17 protein-coding genes, 1 riboswitch and 1 other annotated feature are annotated in these 19022 nt (G+C 39.0%); of the genes, 15 read left to right on the top strand and 2 right to left on the bottom strand.

Going from position 1 to position 19022, the window contains the following annotated elements:
* Positions 1-314 precede the first annotated feature (314 nt).
* The 10 genes from ltrA to BR73_RS0117145 all read left to right on the top strand — a co-directional run bounded on the left by ltrA (position 315) and on the right by BR73_RS0117145 (position 11873).
* Positions 315-1595, top strand: a complete 1281-nt coding sequence (gene ltrA / locus BR73_RS0117190) for a group II intron reverse transcriptase/maturase (protein ID WP_035297454.1) — start codon at positions 315-317, stop codon at positions 1593-1595.
* Between the two features lie 376 nt (positions 1596-1971).
* Positions 1972-2502, top strand: a complete 531-nt coding sequence (locus tag BR73_RS0117185; RefSeq protein WP_033166547.1) for a hypothetical protein — start codon at positions 1972-1974, stop codon at positions 2500-2502.
* Between the two features lie 241 nt (positions 2503-2743).
* Positions 2744-2866: a hypothetical protein gene (locus tag BR73_RS29650; protein WP_278248531.1), complete on the top strand. Its 123-nt coding sequence runs from the start codon at positions 2744-2746 to the stop codon at positions 2864-2866.
* A 92-nt stretch (positions 2867-2958) separates the two neighbouring features.
* The gene (locus BR73_RS0117175; protein ID WP_033166546.1) at positions 2959-3759 is read left to right on the top strand and encodes an SDR family oxidoreductase; all 801 of its coding nucleotides are present in this window, start codon (positions 2959-2961) and stop codon (positions 3757-3759) included.
* A gap of 69 nt (positions 3760-3828) precedes the next feature.
* Positions 3829-4656 carry an SDR family oxidoreductase gene (locus BR73_RS0117170; protein ID WP_033166545.1) on the top strand — a complete coding sequence of 276 codons (828 nt, stop codon included), beginning with the start codon at positions 3829-3831 and terminating at the stop codon, positions 4654-4656.
* A 204-nt stretch (positions 4657-4860) separates the two neighbouring features.
* Positions 4861-5823, top strand: a complete 963-nt coding sequence (locus tag BR73_RS0117165; protein ID WP_197032676.1) for a GGDEF domain-containing protein — start codon at positions 4861-4863, stop codon at positions 5821-5823.
* Positions 5824-5864: 41 nt separating this feature from the next.
* Positions 5865-6127, top strand: a binding site (T-box leader).
* Positions 6128-6191: 64 nt separating this feature from the next.
* Positions 6192-7967 (top strand): alanine--tRNA ligase, encoded by a 1776-nt coding sequence (locus tag BR73_RS0117160; protein ID WP_033166543.1) that lies wholly within the window; start codon positions 6192-6194, stop codon positions 7965-7967.
* A gap of 143 nt (positions 7968-8110) precedes the next feature.
* Positions 8111-9028 (top strand): phosphotransferase, encoded by a 918-nt coding sequence (locus BR73_RS0117155; protein ID WP_033166542.1) that lies wholly within the window; start codon positions 8111-8113, stop codon positions 9026-9028.
* Positions 9029-9063: 35 nt separating this feature from the next.
* Positions 9064-9699, top strand: a complete 636-nt coding sequence (locus BR73_RS0117150) for a GyrI-like domain-containing protein (RefSeq protein WP_033166541.1) — start codon at positions 9064-9066, stop codon at positions 9697-9699.
* 357 nt (positions 9700-10056) lie between these two features.
* A riboswitch (cyclic di-GMP riboswitch) is annotated at positions 10057-10142 on the top strand.
* Positions 10143-10361: 219 nt separating this feature from the next.
* Positions 10362-11873, top strand: a complete 1512-nt coding sequence (locus BR73_RS0117145) for a sensor domain-containing diguanylate cyclase (RefSeq protein ID WP_033166540.1) — start codon at positions 10362-10364, stop codon at positions 11871-11873.
* Between the two features lie 217 nt (positions 11874-12090).
* Here the strand turns inward: BR73_RS0117145 and BR73_RS0117140 are convergent, their stop codons facing one another.
* Complete coding sequence (locus tag BR73_RS0117140) at positions 12091-13653, bottom strand: polysaccharide biosynthesis protein (protein WP_033166539.1); 1563 nt, start codon at positions 13651-13653, stop codon at positions 12091-12093.
* A gap of 178 nt (positions 13654-13831) precedes the next feature.
* On the opposite strand from BR73_RS0117140, the gene BR73_RS0117135 reads away from it, so the two are divergent.
* The 5 genes from BR73_RS0117135 (at position 13832) to BR73_RS0117115 (ending at position 18055) form a co-directional block, all read left to right on the top strand.
* Positions 13832-14311 (top strand): RrF2 family transcriptional regulator, encoded by a 480-nt coding sequence (locus BR73_RS0117135; protein ID WP_033166538.1) that lies wholly within the window; start codon positions 13832-13834, stop codon positions 14309-14311.
* A 23-nt stretch (positions 14312-14334) separates the two neighbouring features.
* Positions 14335-15519 carry a cysteine desulfurase NifS gene (nifS, locus tag BR73_RS0117130; RefSeq protein WP_033167562.1) on the top strand — a complete coding sequence of 395 codons (1185 nt, stop codon included), beginning with the start codon at positions 14335-14337 and terminating at the stop codon, positions 15517-15519.
* A 116-nt stretch (positions 15520-15635) separates the two neighbouring features.
* Positions 15636-16073 carry a Fe-S cluster assembly scaffold protein NifU gene (gene nifU / locus BR73_RS0117125; RefSeq protein WP_033166537.1) on the top strand — a complete coding sequence of 146 codons (438 nt, stop codon included), beginning with the start codon at positions 15636-15638 and terminating at the stop codon, positions 16071-16073.
* A 10-nt stretch (positions 16074-16083) separates the two neighbouring features.
* On the top strand, positions 16084-17166 hold the full coding sequence (mnmA, locus tag BR73_RS0117120; protein WP_033166536.1) for a tRNA 2-thiouridine(34) synthase MnmA: 1083 nt from the start codon (positions 16084-16086) through the stop codon (positions 17164-17166).
* Between the two features lie 202 nt (positions 17167-17368).
* The gene (locus tag BR73_RS0117115) at positions 17369-18055 is read left to right on the top strand and encodes a hypothetical protein (protein WP_033166535.1); all 687 of its coding nucleotides are present in this window, start codon (positions 17369-17371) and stop codon (positions 18053-18055) included.
* Between the two features lie 136 nt (positions 18056-18191).
* Here BR73_RS0117115 and BR73_RS0117110 read toward each other — a convergent pair whose 3' ends face one another.
* Positions 18192-19004, bottom strand: coding sequence for a histidinol-phosphatase HisJ family protein (locus tag BR73_RS0117110; protein WP_033166534.1), 813 nt, complete (start codon positions 19002-19004; stop codon positions 18192-18194).
* Between the last annotated feature and the right edge of the window lie 18 nt (positions 19005-19022).

Here is a 19022-nt window from a genome sequence, read left to right as displayed (position 1 = left end):
CTGAAATACGGATAAGTTTGCAAAAGAAGATGAAGTCCAAAAGTTGCTGGAAGTAGGAGTAAATGTGGCGGATAGATGAGAGGAAAGAGCTCGCACCTTAATCGGGGAGGTCTCACAGCGGTATCATTTGCCGAGTAACAACGAACTGTGAGAAGTCAGCATAGTCCGTAGTAGCGAGGAAGTTTCTGTAATGGAAACGGAGCAAAGGGACGAACAATCAATCAGTTGAAGTAGGTTCCGACTTGTAGTAAACACAACATCTGTCGATGACGTCAAAGATGGTGGAAACGAACGGGACAGAAAGGAAACAACGCATGGACACAAATAGTCTAATGGAGCAGATATTAGCCAAAGATAATCTCAATAAGGCGTATCTGCAAGTCATACGAAACAAAGGAGCAGAGGGTGTGGACGGAATGGAGTACACAGAACTTGGTGAATACCTTTTGAAGAATGGCGAAACAATTAAAGAACAATTGCGGACACGAAAGTATAAACCGCAACCAGTAAGGCGTGTAGAGATACCAAAACCAGAAGGAGGAGTCAGGAAACTGGGAGTACCAACAGTAACGGACAGATTTGTTCAACAAGCAGTAGCACAGGTACTCACTCCGATATTCGAGGAACAGTTTCATGACCACAGCTACGGATTCAGACCGAGTCGTTGTGCCCAGCAGGCGGTGCTTACAGCGCTGGAAATGATGAACGATGGGCACAGTTGGATAGTGGACATTGACCTGGAAAAGTTCTTTGACACAGTAAATCATGACAAGCTGATGACAATAATAGGAAGAACAATCAAAGATGGAGATGTTATCTCGATAGTTCGAAAGTTCTTAGTTAGCGGAGTGATTATAGATGATGAATACGAGGATTCTATTGTAGGAACACCTCAAGGTGGAAATATTTCACCACTTTTAGCAAACATCATGTTAAATGAACTGGATAAGGAAATGGAATCAAGAGGATTGGATTTTGTCAGATATGCAGACGACTGTATTATTATGGTCGGAAGCGAACTGGCAGCTAGCAGAGTAATGAAAAGCATTTCAAAGTTCATAGAAGAGAAGCTTGGATTGAAGGTAAATGTTAGCAAGAGCAAGGTGGATAAACCAAAAGGAATAAAGTATCTGGGATTTGGATTTTACTATGACACATTTGCCAAACAGTATAAAGCTAAACCACACGCTAGTTCAGTTGCAAAGTTCAAGGCAAAAATGAAGAAATTTACTTGCCGAAGTTGGGGAGTTAACAATAAGCACAAAATAGAGAAGCTAAATCAGTTGATTCGAGGTTGGATAAATTACTTCAAAATCGGTAGTATGAAGAAACTATGCAAGAATTTTGATGGAACTATTAGATATAGGCTTCGCATGTGCATATGGAAACACTGGAAAACACCAAAGAATAGAGCAAAGAATCTAATAAAACTGGGAATACCTAAATGGGCGGCAAGACGAACCTCTTATGCAAAGGGATTTGCAAGAGTATGTCGAAGTTCAGATATAAGCCAAGCAATAAATAATGAGAGATTAGCCCAGTTTGGACTAATCTCAATGTTGGACTATTACATCGAAAGGTGTGTTACTTGTTAAGTTGATTGAACCGCCGTGTACCGAACGGTACGCACGGTGGTGTGAGAGGTCGAAATTTCTCTGTTAAGAGAAATTTCTCCTACTCGATTTATGCGAGAAAATTCTTCCTGGTAATAGGAAAGGTTATGATATGCTTTCATATAAAGCCCTGCCGGCTGGTGCATATGATACGCTCAAGGAGGATTGCTACTATTGTTGAAGCGTAACAATGCCTGAGTCTGGCAGGCAAAGACTCTTGGTTATCAGGTAGAAGCAGCAGGACAGCAATATATTTTATGTCTCTAATTAATGATTCTAAAACAGTACACAAACATTACGGAAATAAAAGACTGGTAAGTTAAAGCTATTATAAATAAAAACAACGGAGGTATAAATCATGAAGGAAGAGATAAAGGACAGAAACAATTTTGTAGGTTTTGAATACAAAGAAATTACTGTGAAGAAAACCATGCAGTCTGTCTATTTGGACAATTACAGGGATTTTGGATGGATTTCGGAAGGAGACAGTGTACCGGTAGGAAAGCCTGAGTATGTAACCCTTAAGTTTAAGCGTGATAGAAAAATTAGAAATAAAGCGGAGCTGACAAGACTGCAGAGACAGTTTGAGACTTACGTAACAGAAATTCTTTATCTGGAAGCTTTAAAGACCAGAAGAGCAGCAGCAACAGCTTTTGTGGTAGGAATTATTGGTACAGGATTCATCACGGGATCGGTATTTGCTGTAACAGCAGAGAATGTGGCAGCATGCGTTATTTTTGCAATTCCTGGTTTTATCGGATGGATTATACCCTACCTTTTATACAGAAATATAAAAAGAAAGAAAACTGAAAAAATAGACCCTCAGATTACTCAAAAATATGAGGAGCTCTATACGGTATGCGAAAGAGCAAATATGCTGCTGGAGTAATTAATATTATTCAAACAAAACAGAAGCAAAACAGAAACAATCCTTTCGTATACTTTTAACAACATCAGGAAGAATTCAGAATATGAAAAATAAGGAGATTATAGATTATGGCTAAATCAAAGCTGATCCAAGGGAATAAGAAAATTGAAGAAAACGTAGTCAACGATACAAAAAGATCGAAAGCGGTGTAGTTGAAGGATATAAAAAAATTGAAGAGGGTATCGTTGGTGGCTTTCATAAAATGTCAGACAGATTCGTGGATAATTATCTTACAAGAGAGGATGAATCCATTGAGGAGGCAAAAGAGAGACTTAAGGAAGAGCAGGCCCTCCGAGAAGAAATGAAAAAGCAGAAAAGAAATTAGAAAAAGTAGTAGTAAAGCTGTCATTCTGGATTTTATTCTGTCAGTAATTAAAGTAAATAAGTTAAAACAAATATAAATAGAGGAGTATGAGCATGAGAGCACAAGGAAAGAGTATTGTGGTAACCGGTGGAGGAAATGGAGTAGGAAGGGAATTGGTTTTACAGCTTCTTAAGAAGGGGGCAGCCGTTTATGCCGTTGATATAAATGAGGCAGCTTTAAAGGAGACCGTTAAGCTTGCAGGAAGCGAGAGTAAAAGATTATTTACTTATGTGGTTGATATATCTGATAAAGAGGCTGTATTTGCATTTGCAGAAAATGTAATAAAGGACCATGGTAAGGTAGATGGAATTATCAACAATGCAGGAATTATTCAACCCTTCATCTACTTAAATGAGCTGGAAATGGACCGTATTGAAAGGGTCCTGAATATAAACTTTTATGGGACATTATATATGGTAAAGGCTTTTTTACCCCACCTGCTAAAGCGGCCGGAAGCACATATAGTTAATGTATCCAGTATGGGAGGCTTCCTGCCGGTACCGGGTCAAAGCATATATGGTGCGTCAAAAGCTGCTGTAAAGCTTCTGACGGAAGGCTTATCCTCAGAGCTGGTTGATACAAAGGTCAAAGTGTCCGTTGTAATTCCCGGTGGTATTGCTACTGATATCAAGAAGAATTCTAATATATCTTATAATGTATCAAGCGAAAGCAGTAAATCCAAGATGGTCTTAACACCGGCAAAGGCAGCTGAGCTTATCATCAGGGCTATGGAGAGACAGAAACTACGTGCCTATATCGGTAAAGACTGCAAGCTAATGAATGGGTTATATAAATTGAATTCCTCTCTGGCTATGAAAATGATAAACAAAGTTATGGGTGCCAGTGAACATTAGTCTTAGTGAAAGAAAGATTAGTTTCTTTTATACATTTTATTGCTCATGGCAGCTGAAGGAGAGGTAAGAATGAAGAAAATTTGTGTTATTACAGGTGGAGGCAGCGGAATGGGACTTGCTGCAGCCAAATTAATTGGAAAAGATCATTTTATAATAATCAGCGGAAGAAGTTTAAAAAAATTGGAAAGCGCAGTACAAGAGCTAACGGGGGAAGGAATAGAAGCAGAAGCTTTTGCCTGTGATGTGGCAGAGGTTCATAGTGTTGAGAAGTTAGCCTGTTATGCAAAGGAAAAAGGGGAGGTTACAGCCGTTATCCATGCTGCCGGAATGTCTCCTCATATGGGGGAGGCGAAACAGATAATGGAGGTAAATGCACAGGGGACTATTAATATAAATAATGCTTTCTATAAAGTAATGAAACAGGGTTCCTGCATTATTGATGTTTCCTCCATGTCAGCCTATCTGACACCGAAAATTATCATGCCTGTCGGCTTGTATAAATACAGCGTGAAAGATCCTGTTCTGTTTATGAAAAAGATTATGAAATGGGTAAATTTATTTCCCAAGAAGGTAAGAGCGGGTGTTGCCTATGGAATTTCCAAACATTTTGTCATCTGGTTTGCAAAGCAGGACGCTGCAAGATTCGGACAGAAGGGAGCAAGAGTTCTATCGGTATCTCCAGGAAATTTCGAGACTCCCATGGGTGAACTGGAAAAAGAGGAGGCTGACGCTTATACAAAGTACTGTGCCATTAAACGAATCGGACAACCGGAGGAAATTGCCAGCCTCTTTGTTTACTGTGTCAGCCCGGAGGCCGGTTATCTGACAGGTGTTGATATTCTTTGTGATGGCGGACTGGTTGCCTCCGGAGTTAATCCGCTTAGGAAAAGAAGTTAAAAACGCAGGAGACGTCCAATTCTGTAAAACCTGGAAAATAGCGCGAATTAAGAAGATTAGGCTTGTTTTATGCGGTATTATGTAGTATAAATATTGTAATGGTAGTTGGACAAGTGAGAATGAGCTTAACTTGGCTTGACTGAAGAACCAATCTTAATGACAACTGTTATTAGGGTTGGTTTTTGCTTTTCACAGAGCTCTATCATGAGGGAAAGAAAGGGACCGAGGTGTTTGATGAAGGAAATTCTTGATGAAATTATTGAAAGACTATCGATTTTTCATGATATGTATACGTTTATCAGGATTATTGACCCTATTAATAGGAAATCTTATGTGAAACAGAAAGAAGAAGCTGAATATCAGTTTGTGGAAGGGCACTGTTATGATTTCTGGAAGAAGGGAAGACAGTGTGCCAACTGTTTGTCCAGGAGAACGTTAAAGACGAATAAATACGCATTTAAGCTTGAGATGAAGGAGGAAAGGCTGTTTCTTATACAGACTTATCCTGTTGAGCTTAATAACAAACATTATATTATAGAGATGTTAAAGGATGTTACGGATCAGGGAATGTTTATTAATGAGAAAGCTGACGAGTACCAGGAATTATCCGGGTACATTAAAAATCTGAATTCAAAAATCATTGAGGACCAGGTAACAGAAATATATAACCGAAGATTTTTGGAGGAACAGCTCCCCCTTGATTTAGAAAGAGCAAAAGCAGATTCAGATTCACTGGCTGTTATAATCGTAGATGTGGACAGATTTAAGCAGATAAATGATACCCAGGGACATCCTGCCGGTGACAGTATCTTAAAGCAGCTTTCCTCTATCTTTAAGGATTCTATCAGAGCTTCCTCGGACTGGATAGCAAGGTATGGAGGGGATGAATTTATTATCCTTTTATATCATGTAACAGAAGAGCAGGTGATTAAGATAACAGAGGATTTCAGAAGGCAGATTGAAGAAGCGGAATTTTCTTACGAAGATAAGGAGCTTCATTTTACCTGCAGCTTCGGCGTCTGTCTTGTAAATGGTGGTGATTATGATTATAACAGGATAATCGGTATTGCAGATGAAAGCCTATATGAAGCGAAACGAACCGGGAAAAACAAAGTTGTTATCAGAACGGACAATGGAGTCCATGATAATACGGTAAATTTTATTTGACACTTTATCTGGAGTATGGTAATATACATTCAACTTAAAAACAAAAGGCTGAGAAGAGAAATAGTATATTTCATTTATGTTTCAGAGAGAGGGTGGCTGGTGCGAATCCTTACAGACATGAAGTAGAAGCAGTCTCGGAGCTGTGAACCGAAGGGATTATGCTTAATCCGCAGTAGACTTCAACGGAATTCCACCGTTATAAGGAAAAAGTATCGGATATAATATTAATACATATCCCGTACTGATGAGTGCAGAATAACCCTGAATTTAGGTGGTAACACGGACTGAATAGTTCGCCCTAAGCTGATTTTTATCAGCTTAGGGCTTTTTTGTTTTTAAGGACTTAATTCCAAGAAAGGAGATACGCTATGACTGCAAGTGAGTTACGAAGACTGTATATCAGATTTTTTTTAGAAAGGGGGCATAAAGAGATAGCGTCAGCTTCACTTCTGCCGGATAATGATCCTACCGTGTTATTTACCACAGCGGGAATGCACCCTTTGGTACCTTACCTTTTAGGAGAAAAACACCCGTCGGGTAAAAGGCTTGTTAATGTACAGAAATGTGTAAGAACCGGAGATATAGATGAGGTAGGAGATGATACCCATCTGACATTTTTTGAAATGCTTGGAAACTGGTCCCTTGGAGATTATTCTAAAGATGAATCCATCTCTATGAGTTATGATTTTCTTACCAAGTCACTTCATATACCATCAGACAGACTGGCTGTTACAGTTTATGAAGGGGATGAACAGGTGCCAAAGGACCAGGAAGCTGCAAGTACATGGATCAGAAAAGGGCTTAAGAAAGAGCAGATATTTTACTATGGCAGAGAAGAAAACTGGTGGGGACCGGTTGGTGAGACAGGGCCTTGCGGACCGGATACGGAAATCTTCTATGATATGGGAGTGCCTGCCTGTTCACCCTCCTGCGGACCCAGCTGCTCCTGTGGAAAATACGTGGAGCTCTGGAATAATGTGTTTATGCAATACAATAAGAAAGCTGATGGTACTTTTGAGGAATTACAGCAGAAAAATGTTGATACGGGTATGGGGCTTGAAAGAGTGCTGACAGTGCTTAACGGTTGCAGGCATGTCTACGAAACAGAGCTTTTTATACCTGTAATATTGAAGTTAGAAGAGCTTCTGCGGCAGGAGAAGGGAGAAATGTCTGACAGGAACCTGAAAGTAGTCTGTGAGCATATACGAACTGTAACTTTTATATTAGGAGATTCAAGGAAAATAAAGCCCTCTAATACAGAACAAGGTTATATTGTCAGAAGACTAATAAGACGGATTATACGATTGCTAAAACAGGCGAAGGTAGAAAGGAATATCCTTAATGAACTGGCAGAGATAATCATAGATCAGTACGGAGATGTTTATGAAGAGCTGCAGCAAAATAAATTGTTTATTCTGGAACAGCTTGAGAGAGAGTACAATATCTTTTACAAGACCCTGGATACAGGACTTAAGATGGCTGAGAAGTATTTCGCAGAAGCAGCAGATAATAAAGTATTAAGCGGAGAGGTGGCATTTCGATTATACGATACCTTTGGATTTCCCATAGAGTTTACTGCAGAACTAGCCAACGAAAAAGGAATCCTGGTTGATATGGAAGCTTTTCAGGAGAAATTCCAGAAACATCAGGAGAAATCAAGGCAAGGAGCTGCGGGAAGATTTAAGGGTGGGTTGTCTGAACAAAGCGAAGTAACCGCCAGGCTGCATACAGCAACCCATTTGTTATACGGTGCCCTTCGAAGGGTACTTGGAAGTGAAGTAACAAGCAGAGGCAGTAATATTACAGATAAGAGATTAAGATTTGATTTTTCCTTCCATAGAAAACTCACAGAAGAGGAGCTGAGAGCAATAACAGAGGTTGTAAATGAAGCAATATCAAGGGATATTCCTGTAAGCTGTGTGGAAATGCCTTTAAACGAAGCCTTTCAGGAGGGAGCAATAGGATTATTTGAAAATAAATATGGTGATATGGTAAAAGTATATACCATACCAGACTATTCCAAGGAAATATGCGGAGGACCCCATGCCGGCAGGACTTCTGAGCTTAAAGCATTTCGTATCATAAAGGAAGAAGCTTCTTCGGCAGGTGTACGAAGAATAAAAGCAGTAATCGAACTATTATAATACCTTAACTATTTTTAGAATAATAGATTAGCGTTATCCTTTGCCTGCCTTGTGATAAAATAGTATCAAGATAGAGGCGATGGTATCAGAAATGATGCTTAACCTCTTCATGATGCTAAATTACAAGAGAGCAGGTAAGTAAAATGACAAGTACTGAAATGAAAGAACTATTGCCAAATTGGAAAATTGATGGGATGCCTGCATGGATAAGTAACAATTCCTGGGATATTACAGATGAGTATATCCTTAAGATATACGAAAAGCGGGAAGAATTAAAACGCAGTATTGTATTGTTGGAAGCTTTAAAGGATATTGGAATGCCTGTAGCAGAAATTGTTCCTGTAATAGAGGGGGATATGTATCTGGAAAGAGAGAGTGTTTATTACCTTATGACACGGAAACTGCCAGGTAGCATTCTAAACTTAAGGGAAGAGCCTGAGCAGATATACGGCCGGATGGGGAAAGTAATCGGAAAACTTCATGCTGCCCTACGGGAATTAGAAGCACATATAGATTTTTGGGATAACAGCCTTTTTTCAGAAATGAAAGGTTGGATACCGGAAAACTTATGTAAAAGCGACTGGAAATATATTGGGAAAAAAGACTATCAGGAAACGGTCAATACCCTGGCGGCTGTATATGAAGAGTTACCAAAACAGCTGATTCACAGGGATGTACACTTTGGTAACTTCTTGTTTGAACAGGGTGAATTTACCGGATATATAGATTTTGACCTTAGTCAGAAGAATATCCGTATATTTGATATTGCATATTTTCTTTCAGGGCTTCTTTGTGACGAAAAGAACTATGGAGCGGATAGAGAAAATTGGTTTAGTCTGGTTAAATGGGTAATAAATGGGTATGAAGAGTCAATGCCTTTAGAAACGGCAGAAAAAGTATATCTCAGCACAGTTATGGAATGTATTGAAATTTTATTTACAGGTTACTTTCTTTCTGTAGAGGAGGACAGACTGGCAAAGGATTCAGCTCAGCTTTTCTATTTTATTAAGGCTAACGCCAATAAAATAAGAGAGAAAGCTCTTGACTCTGACATTATGTAAGGGTTTATAATGAAACAAAAACGAGGTGTTGCAGTATGGCATTTGATTACAAAAAAGAATATAAAGAATTTTATCTGCCCTCTAAGAAACCGGAAATTATTGAAATTCCGCCTATGAACTTTCTTGCAGTCAGAGGAAGCGGTGATCCCAATGCAGAAGAGGGAGAGTATAAGAGAGCTATTAATCTTTTATATGGAATTGCGTATACCCTGAAAATGAGTTATAAGACAAGCTATAAAATTCAGGGGTTTTTTGAATATGTGGTACCGCCTCTGGAGGGATTTTGGTGGCTGGAGGGCATAAAGGGAATGGACTATACCCAAAAAGATAGATTTCAGTGGATTTCAGTTATTCGTCTTCCGGAGTTTATTGGGAAAGAGGACTTTGAATGGGCATTAAAGGAAGCTGCAAGAAAGAAAAAAGAAGACTTTTCTAAAGTTGAGTTCCTGCAGTATGACGAGGGTTTATGTGTACAATGTATGCATGTGGGGGCATTCGATGATGAACCGGCAACGGTTGAAGTGATGGATGAATTCATTAAGGCTGAAGGATATCTGAATGATATAACGGATACAAGGTATCATCATGAGATTTACTTAAGTGATTTTCGTAAATGTGCTCCTGAGAAACGAAAGACAGTCATCCGTCATCCAATCAAAAAGAACCGGTAAATGCCTGGTATATAAAAGGTGCTCTTGACAGCATATTACAACTACAGGTGGTTCAAACCTTTCTGATGCAGATCACTAATACAGAGATTGATAAGCAGTAAAAGATACTACCAAATGTTTTTGTAGAAAAACTTCTTAAAAAGTCGAAAAAATTCTTAATTCAATTACTGAACATACCAGTATAACGGAAAATATTGACTTTTGAAGAGAATACTGAGTCATTTAAAAGAAATTGTACCTTTCCGGTTGGCTAAACTTTCGTTTGCTATTAATTATATAATAACAGCAGAATTATGGTGTATTTTGGTATATAATTTGAATTGCAAAAAATTGTGAAATATAGTACAATTAGCCTATATTTTATAAGGGCAAACTTATCGAAAGATAGGGACGCAAAGCTTAGGGTCTAAATCTGTTAGCAGATATGACAGCCAGTTGCACTAAATATGATATTTTGCGGTCTAAGCTCGTTATAAATACGGGCTTTTTTTGCGTTTAATTTATTGTACGGGTGGTTTGTGATTTTGCAAAGATAAAATATGCCTTGAACTGCAAGGGAATTCCGTTTATTAGATACTGGCTTACTGTAAGCTATTTATAATACTAAATTGCTTACTAAAAAGAAACGGGTTTCATTTAGCTTATAACGGAGGTATAGAAGTATGAAAAATCTGAATAGTGATAATGTACTCCAAAAAGGGATACCGAAATTAAGCAATACCATAGGGATATCACTTGGGATAGCATTATTATCTGGGCTTGTTATGGCAATTATCATTGCTGTAAAAGATATGGAGGAGCTGTATGCCTCTTTAAAGGCGTCAGGGCTTTTATTTCTTTACTTTCTGTTATTGTTCTCCCTTGTTGTAAGCTTTGCAGGCAGTCTTATCTGTTACGGCAGAATCAGGCAATCCACTGCTGAGATTGCACATATAACCAACAGTGTCCATGCAGGCTTTATTAATTTTATTCTGGAGCAGGGGTATCAGATTACATATGCTAATACAAAGTTCTATCAAATAATAGGTTATCAGAAAACTGAAGTGGTGAAAAAGTATAACAATTGCTTTATAAGTTTTGTACATGAAGAAGATCAGCAGAAGATCACTGAACTTATAGACAGGTTCTGTCACGGTTCCTATATACAAACGGAAATACGAATATTCACTGAAAACAGAAATATAATAAATGTTCTTCTAAACGGTAATTTTATATTGGATAAGGATGGGAAAAAAACTCTCTCGGCTGTATTTGTTGATGTAACCGGTCTAAAGGAGATACAGAACAAGCTTATAATGGAAGAGGAAAGATATCGTATTGCCGCAGAAATATCCAATGATATATTGTTTGAATACAAAGTGGACAAGGACCTTATGGTATTTGCGGACAAGTACAAAGAGGTATATGGAAGGAGCCCTGTTATTGAGAACTTTACAGAGGTTGACAGCTATAAGTCAGAGATGGTTCATCCTGAGGATTACCAGGATCTAAAGATGTTTGCCCGTCTATTGCCCAGCGGTAAGGAGATGATGGAAGCGGAGTTCCGGATTAAGAATGCCGGCAGTGAATATATATGGTGCCACATCAGAGGCAAAACCATTTATGATGATAAGAAAGAAGCAGTAAGTGTTATTGGTAAGGTGGTAAATATCGATCTGCATAAAAAAGAGCTTCAAAAGCTTGAATATAAAGCCAAACGAGATTTACTAACGGGAGTGTATAATAAAATTACAACCAAAGAAATGATTGAGGATTTTCTGAAAAGAAAGAACAATCAGAAACACATACTTATGATGATAGATATTGATGATTTTAAGCATGTTAATGACAATTACGGTCATCTGGCCGGAGATAATATTCTGGTATTCCTTATTGATAAAATTAAGAGGATATTCGCCGGAGATATTATCGGGCGTATTGGCGGAGATGAATTTCTGGTCTTCATAGGAAACATATCTAATAAAGATAGTGTAATTGTTAAGGCAAAGAATCTGCTGCAAGCCCTCAGCTCGGTATATGTGGTAGATGGGCAGGAGGTCACGGTATCAGGAAGTATCGGAATATCGATGTATCCGGAAGATGGCACCACTTATACAGAGTTAATCCATTGTGCCGATAAAGCTCTATATACCGTAAAGGATGAGGGCAAGGGCAGTTATAAGCTATTTACATAGCTAATGTCATTTACATACCAATGTCATTTGCAAACTAAAGTCAGTTATATAATAAAGTCATATATATAGCATAAGTCATATATATAGCTAAAGTAATATACATAGTTAAAGTAATATACATAGCTAAAGTCAGTTACATAGTAAAGTCAGTTACATAGTAAAGTCCTTTACACAGTAAAGTCATATACATATCCTATAGTAATTTATGTAAATATAGTTATTGAAAATCTTCTGATTTGATAACATTAGCAAGATACATAAGAAGCAGGCTGGCGCAGGTCATAAGGATACATAGCAGCAGTACGGACTTAAGGCTTTGACTGGCGGCTGGTAAACGCAGGTAGAACTGATAGGTCAGATAACTGCACAAAGCAATAATTATACCGGGTTTTGCAATAACATCCGTTGCCTGAAAGGGAGGACGGATGTATTTTATTACAAGAAAGGTTCCGATAAGGGTCATAACCAGCTGACTTACAAGCAGACTGATAAGATATCCGTTAATACCCTGAACAGGTACTGCAAAAATTATAATGATTATCCGTACCACAAGTCCAATGACTGAGCCGGCAAAGGTAAGGCTTACCCGTCCGAGTCCGTTGATGATGCTGGTAAGAGTTGTGGTTATATATAGGAAGGGACACAGCCAGGCAAGAATCACCAGGAAATTACCCGCTGTTGTGTTGTGATATACCAGGGTCCCTAACTCTTTACCGAAAGTTATGAATACGGCAGTACTCATAATGCCGATCAGCAGGCTGTATTTGATGGTGATGGAAGAGGTTCTCTTAATAAGCGTATCATTACCGGAGGACTGAGCTTCTGATATAGTCGGCAGCAGCAATACCGATAAGGAATTGGTAATGGCTGAAGGAAAGAGAATAAAGGGGACAGACATTCCGTTTAAAATTCCAAAGATACTTAAGGCTTCTTCATTACTTAATCCATATTTTTTCAGCATGGAGGGAATCAATATTGCCTCCATGCTATGGAGAATACTTAAAAGAAGGCGGTTGGCAGTCAGAGGGACGCTCATTTTAACAAGGCTGGTAGTAAGTCCATCTCCTTTTGTCTTCATATAATCATTTCCGCCTTTGGCCATCTCTTCAAAAGAGGAGGAGAGATGCCTGATATTTCTTGAAGTCTTGCCAAGGAACATGGAGCCTACATTGTAGAGCTGTGAAGCAATTTCACCGAATACGATTCCAAGAACTGCAAGGTCACAGGTTACCTTAAGATCACCACCTCCGGCTGAAGCGGCGATGAAATATACGGCGCATACTCTGACAAGCTGCTCCAGCAGCTGGGTGACGGCTGGAATTGCCGCTTTTTTCAGACCGTAATAATACCCATTGATACAGGAGGTTATAGCACAGAAAGGAAAGCTGATAGCCAGTATTCGAAGTGAGGAGGCAGTGCTTTCTTCTCTTAGGATATGTATTGCCAGAAAGGATGCATAACGATATGTTAAAAAGGAAAGGATAAGTGCCAGGCCTACGGATATCACCCCGCCTCTTCGCAGTATTTTCATTATTCCGGGGTATCTTTGCTTACCAAGTTCATTGGCAACCAGAGTGGATATGGCAGTCTGAATTCCGGAAGCAAATATTGTGAAGCATATACCGTAAATAGGGAAAACCAGCTGGTATACTCCAAGTGCTTCGGCACCCATGGCGTTGGACAGAAAAATACGGTAGAAAAAACCCACAATTCGGGTTAGAAAGCTGGCAAAAGTAAGAACAAGGGTACCTTTAATCAGACTACTTTTGTTTTTTGTCATAAATGAATAACCTTTAACTTGTTTAATTCATATTAATATATTCAGTAATACAGGCAGAAAGAATAGAAAATAGAATATTGACTTTTGCTATCTCCAATGCTATGATATTTTTAATGTACACTATTTTACTCGGAAATAAAATAGTAGGGATTTGGCTGTTAATTAGAGAGGTGGTTCAATGAAATTATCTACGAAAGGAAGATATGGGCTGAGAGCGGTGGTCGATCTGGCTCTGAACGGCGAAAAAGAAGCAGTTGCTTTAAGTTCCGTTGCGGAAAGACAGGGTATCTCCATCAGCTATCTGGAACAGTTGATTGCCAAGCTGAAAAAGGCAGGTATCGTCAACAGTATCCGGGGTGCTCAGGGTGGCTATATTCTTGCTAAGAAACCGGAGGAAATCTCGGTAGGAGATATTCTGAGAGCCTTGGAAGGCGACTTAAATCCTGTGGATTGTGCAGAGCTTGAAGGCAGTAATAACTCCTGTGTCGGAGCGAATTTATGTGTAACAAAATATGTCTGGATGCGTATTAGTGATAGTATAAACAATACGGTGGATACTATGCTCCTCTCTGAATTAATCGATGAGGGCAGGCGTATAGCAGATGACACAGCTATAGAAGGCAAGGAACCACGTATAAAGCCTATATGCGGGCAATAAAGATATCAATAGGAGAAAATCAGATGGAAAAAAAGATTTATTTGGATAATGCAGCGACAACGAAAACCCGTCCTGCTGTAGTAGAGGCTATGCTGCCCTATTTTACGGAGTATTTCGGTAATCCTTCCAGTGTTTATGAATTTGCTACACAGAACAAAAAGGCTGTGGATGAAGCAAGAACTATCATATCAAAAGCTCTTAATGCGGAAAGCAATGAAATATACTTTACTGCCGGCGGAACGGAAGCAGACAACTGGGCTATTAAAGCCACAGCAGAAGCTTATGGAGATAAAGGAAACCATATCATAACCTCTAAAATTGAACACCATGCAATTCTTCATACCTGTGAAGCCCTTGAAAAGAAGGGTTTTGAAGTGACTTACCTGGATGTAGATGAAGACGGTGTTATTAAGCTGGAGGAATTAAAAAAAGCTATCAGGCCAACAACCATATTGATATCAATTATGGCTGCTAATAATGAAATCGGAACGATTCAGCCGATTAAAGAAATCGGTGAGCTAGCAAAAGAGAACAATGTACTTTTCCATACAGATGCGGTGCAGGCTTTCGGCCAGTTGGAGCTGGACGTGAAAGCTTTAAATATTGATATGCTCAGCGCCAGCGGACATAAATTGAACGGACCTAAGGGAATTGGCTTCTTATATATTAAGAAAGGTCTTAAATTAAGATCCTTTGTTCACGGCGGTGCCCAGGAGAGACAAAGACGTGCAGGAACAGAAAATGTACCTGGTATCGTAGGTTTTGGTAAAGCAGTAGAAATTGCTATGAATACATTAGAAGAACGTCAGAAGAAAGAAATTGAATTAAGGGATTATCTGATTGGAAGAGTGTTAAAAGAGGTGCCTTATGTAAGACTTAACGGACATAAGACAAACAGACTTCCCAACAATGCAAATTTTGCTTTCCAATTTATCGAAGGCGAATCTCTCTTAATCATGCTTGATATGCAGAATATTTGTGCTTCCAGCGGCTCTGCCTGTACCTCTGGTTCACTGGATCCTTCCCATGTTCTATTGGCTATCGGGCTGCCTCATGAAATTGCCCATGGTTCCTTACGTCTGACTCTTTGTGAAGATAACACAACTGAAGAGATGGATTACGTTGTTGATACAATTAAGGAAATTGTAGCAAAGCTGCGCTCTATGTCACCGTTATACGAAGATTTTCTTAAAAGTATGGCAAGATAAGTAATCAGTCAGGATTGCGGATGAATAATTAAAACAATAGAAAATGATGATAAAAGAATTCCTGGATGACATATATTAACAACAATAAGAGAAACAGGAAATAACGGAGGATTAAAATGTATAGTGAAAAAGTTATGGATCATTTCACCAATCCCAGAAATGTCGGAGAAATTGACAATGCAAGCGGAGTAGGTACCGTAGGAAATGCAAAATGCGGTGATATTATGCGTATCTATCTGGATATTGACGAAAATAAAATTATTCAGGATGTTAAATTCAAGACATTTGGATGCGGAGCTGCAGTTGCTACCAGCAGCATGGCAACAGAACTGGTTAAAGGAAAAGATATTCAGGAAGCACTAAAGATAACAAACAAAGCGGTTATGGATGCACTTGACGGGCTTCCGCCGGTTAAGGTTCACTGTTCACTGTTAGCAGAAGAGGCTATTCACGCAGCTCTTTGGGACTATGCAGAGAAGAATGGCATTGTGATAGAAGGTCTGGAAAAACCGAAATCCGATATCGGTGAAGAGGAACACACGGAAGAGTACTAGGAGGGTTATTTTGGACAAGAAAAAAGTAGTAGTCGGGATGTCCGGAGGGGTAGATTCCTCTGTAGCTGCTTATCTGCTGAAGGAAGCCGGTTATGATGTAATTGGTGTTACCATGCAGATCTGGCAGGATGAGGATATCTCAGCCCAGGAAGAAAGCGGTGGCTGTTGTGGCTTAAGTGCCGTTGATGATGCAAGAAGAGTAGCCTTTGCTTTGGATATTCCCTACTATGTCATGAATTTCAAAAATGAGTTTAAATGCGCTGTTATGGATTATTTTGTAAAAGAGTATAAGGAAGGAAACACACCCAATCCTTGTATTGCCTGCAACCGTTATGTGAAGTGGGAGTCACTCTTGAAAAGATCCCTTGATATCGGCGCTGACTATATAGCAACAGGGCATTATGCCAAGGTAGTACAGTTAGAAAACGGCAGATATACCTTGTGTAAATCTGTTACTGCGGAAAAAGACCAGACTTACGCTTTATATAATCTGACCCAGCATCAATTATCCCATACCCTGATGCCGGTGGGAAATTTTCATAAAGATGAGATCAGGGAGATGGCTAAGAAGATTAATTTAAGAATAGCTTCAAAGCCTGACAGCCAGGAAATCTGCTTTATACCGGATAAGGACTATGCAAAATTTATTGAGGAGTACACCGGAGAAGATTCAAAGCCCGGTAATTTTGTTACCACTGACGGTAAGGTTATCGGTAAACATAAAGGTATTATCCATTATACCATTGGACAGAGAAAAGGCTTGAACCTCGCCCTTGGTTACCCGGTATTTGTTGTGGACATCCGTCCTCAGAGCAATGAAGTAGTTATCGGTACCGGTGAGGAAGTATTTTCTGAAAAGCTGTATGCAAACAATCTGAATTTTATGTCCATAGAAGATTTGCAGGATGAGATGGAAGTAGACGTAAAGATACGATATAACCATAAAGGTACCAAGGCAACCATACGAAAGACCGGTGAAGATCTGGTGGAATGTGTATTTGCTGAACCGCAAAGAGCAGTAACACCCGGACAAGCTGTGGTATTTTATGATGGTGATTATGTTCTTGGCGGCGGAACCATTGTCAGAGCATAAAAAGTAATAGAAACCCCTGGGATACATTCTTTGTGTTCCAGGGCTTTTTTCTTATACCGGCATAAGCAACAGAGTGAATTTAAGCTTAAATAATTGGAAATAAGTGCCGAAATAATACCTGTAAAATATTGCTTGAGACAGAGACAATTTTTTAAAGTTGTTTAAATTAAATAGCAAACTACTATTTACGGGAGGATTAATTTTGGAAATTTATGGAATGTGGGTCAAAACAGGAAAGAACTGGCTGGGGGCTTATCGAAAGAAGTTGTTTATAGGAACCATCTGCAAGGTCATTCCAATCGTATTGCTATTTTTCATAGTGTTTGGAGTTATTATGTCGGCTATAGATGGTGATAAGGGAGAAGAGCTTATACAAGCTGGTATGACAGGACTTGGTTTCGGAGTTTTCATAAGTATTATATTCTTATTACTCCTCTTACCAGGATTAAGTACCAACAGGATGAGCAGAAATATGAAAAAGGCTGTTAAGCTATTAAATATGTCAGAGACAGAGCAGGAACAACTCGGAAGAGAGATGCTTGAAGCGGTGAAATATTCTGAAAATATTTTGGATTATGAACTGCTGGGGCCTAATTCCAATAAAACACCTGCACGTTTCATTCTTTCCCGTAACTATGCTTGTTTATGGGGGAGTAGTCCGTTGGTTATCCTGGTGCGACTAGCCGATGTTGCTCAAATAAGGGCGGAAACTGAAGAAAAGACCTCAACCACTTATGGTTCGCTAAGCAGTACCATGCACTTTTTGACGTTGTACACTGTGACCTATTATTATAAAGGATCAGAGAATCAGGACGGTGATACGGGGATGGGATTTTTTGACGAGAGTATAAGGGACAGGGTATTTGAAATGCTGAGTAACCGATCTTAGCTTGCTTAGGATAATACTGAATTAAATATATCGGGTCATCGAAAAACTGAACGGGTATGATATTCTTTGTATCATACCCGTATTCCAGTGTATCTTATTTGCAATTATATAAGGGTATTAGTATTGTAAGGTTAGTTTATTTTCCAAGTGGCAGAAGTATTGGCTTTTGTTCTTCAAATACAGAATAATATCGGAACCCTAACTCCAACAAAAGCTCCTCTGCTTTGTTAAAATCATATGCAAGATGCTCAGGTTTATGGGCATCGGAACCTATGGTAATTAACTCTCCCCCAAGTTCCTTATATCTTTTTATGATATCAGTATGCGGATGAGGGACTGTTAACTGATATTTGAAACCGGAAGTATTTATCTCGATACCTTTACCGCTTTCAATTATAGTTCTGAGCATTGTGTCAATAGTATCGGAATATTTCTTGTAGGTGAAATCTTCATTGGTACCGGGAGCATATCGTATCATATAATCCAGATGACCGTTAATGAGAAAACCTTTATAATTTCTGAGATTTTCAGTTATCTCCTCAAAATATAATCTGATTCCTTCTTCTTTCTTGTGAGTCTCCCAATAAACGGGAAGATAAGGATCTACTTTCTGGACCAGATGAGTAGAACCAAGTATAAAATCAAAAGGGTGGCTGTCGATCAGTTTTTGATAATCTTCGCCCAGATGGGGTTGAAGCCCAAGTTCAATTCCTTTTAGTATCTTTATTTTTCCCTGGTATTGTTCCTGTAATTCACAGAGCTTTCTAAAGTAACTGAAAGGTTCAAAGACAAAGGTATAGGTTGAGGTCATGGGGAAATCATAGTCCATGTGGTCTGTAAAACAGATTCTCTCCAGGCCAAGTTCAATTGCTCTATCAATTACGGATTCCATAGGTGCTTCGGAATCACTGGAAAAATCCGAATGAACGTGGTAGTCTGCTCTAATCATAAGATGCCTCCTTAATTG

Source organism: Clostridium sp. KNHs205, from assembly GCF_000702945.1.
Classification (GTDB): domain Bacteria; phylum Bacillota; class Clostridia; order Lachnospirales; family Lachnospiraceae; genus Anaerocolumna.
The sequence above is the reverse complement of the archived record's forward strand: the minus strand, read 5'-3'. Positions and strand labels throughout refer to the sequence as shown.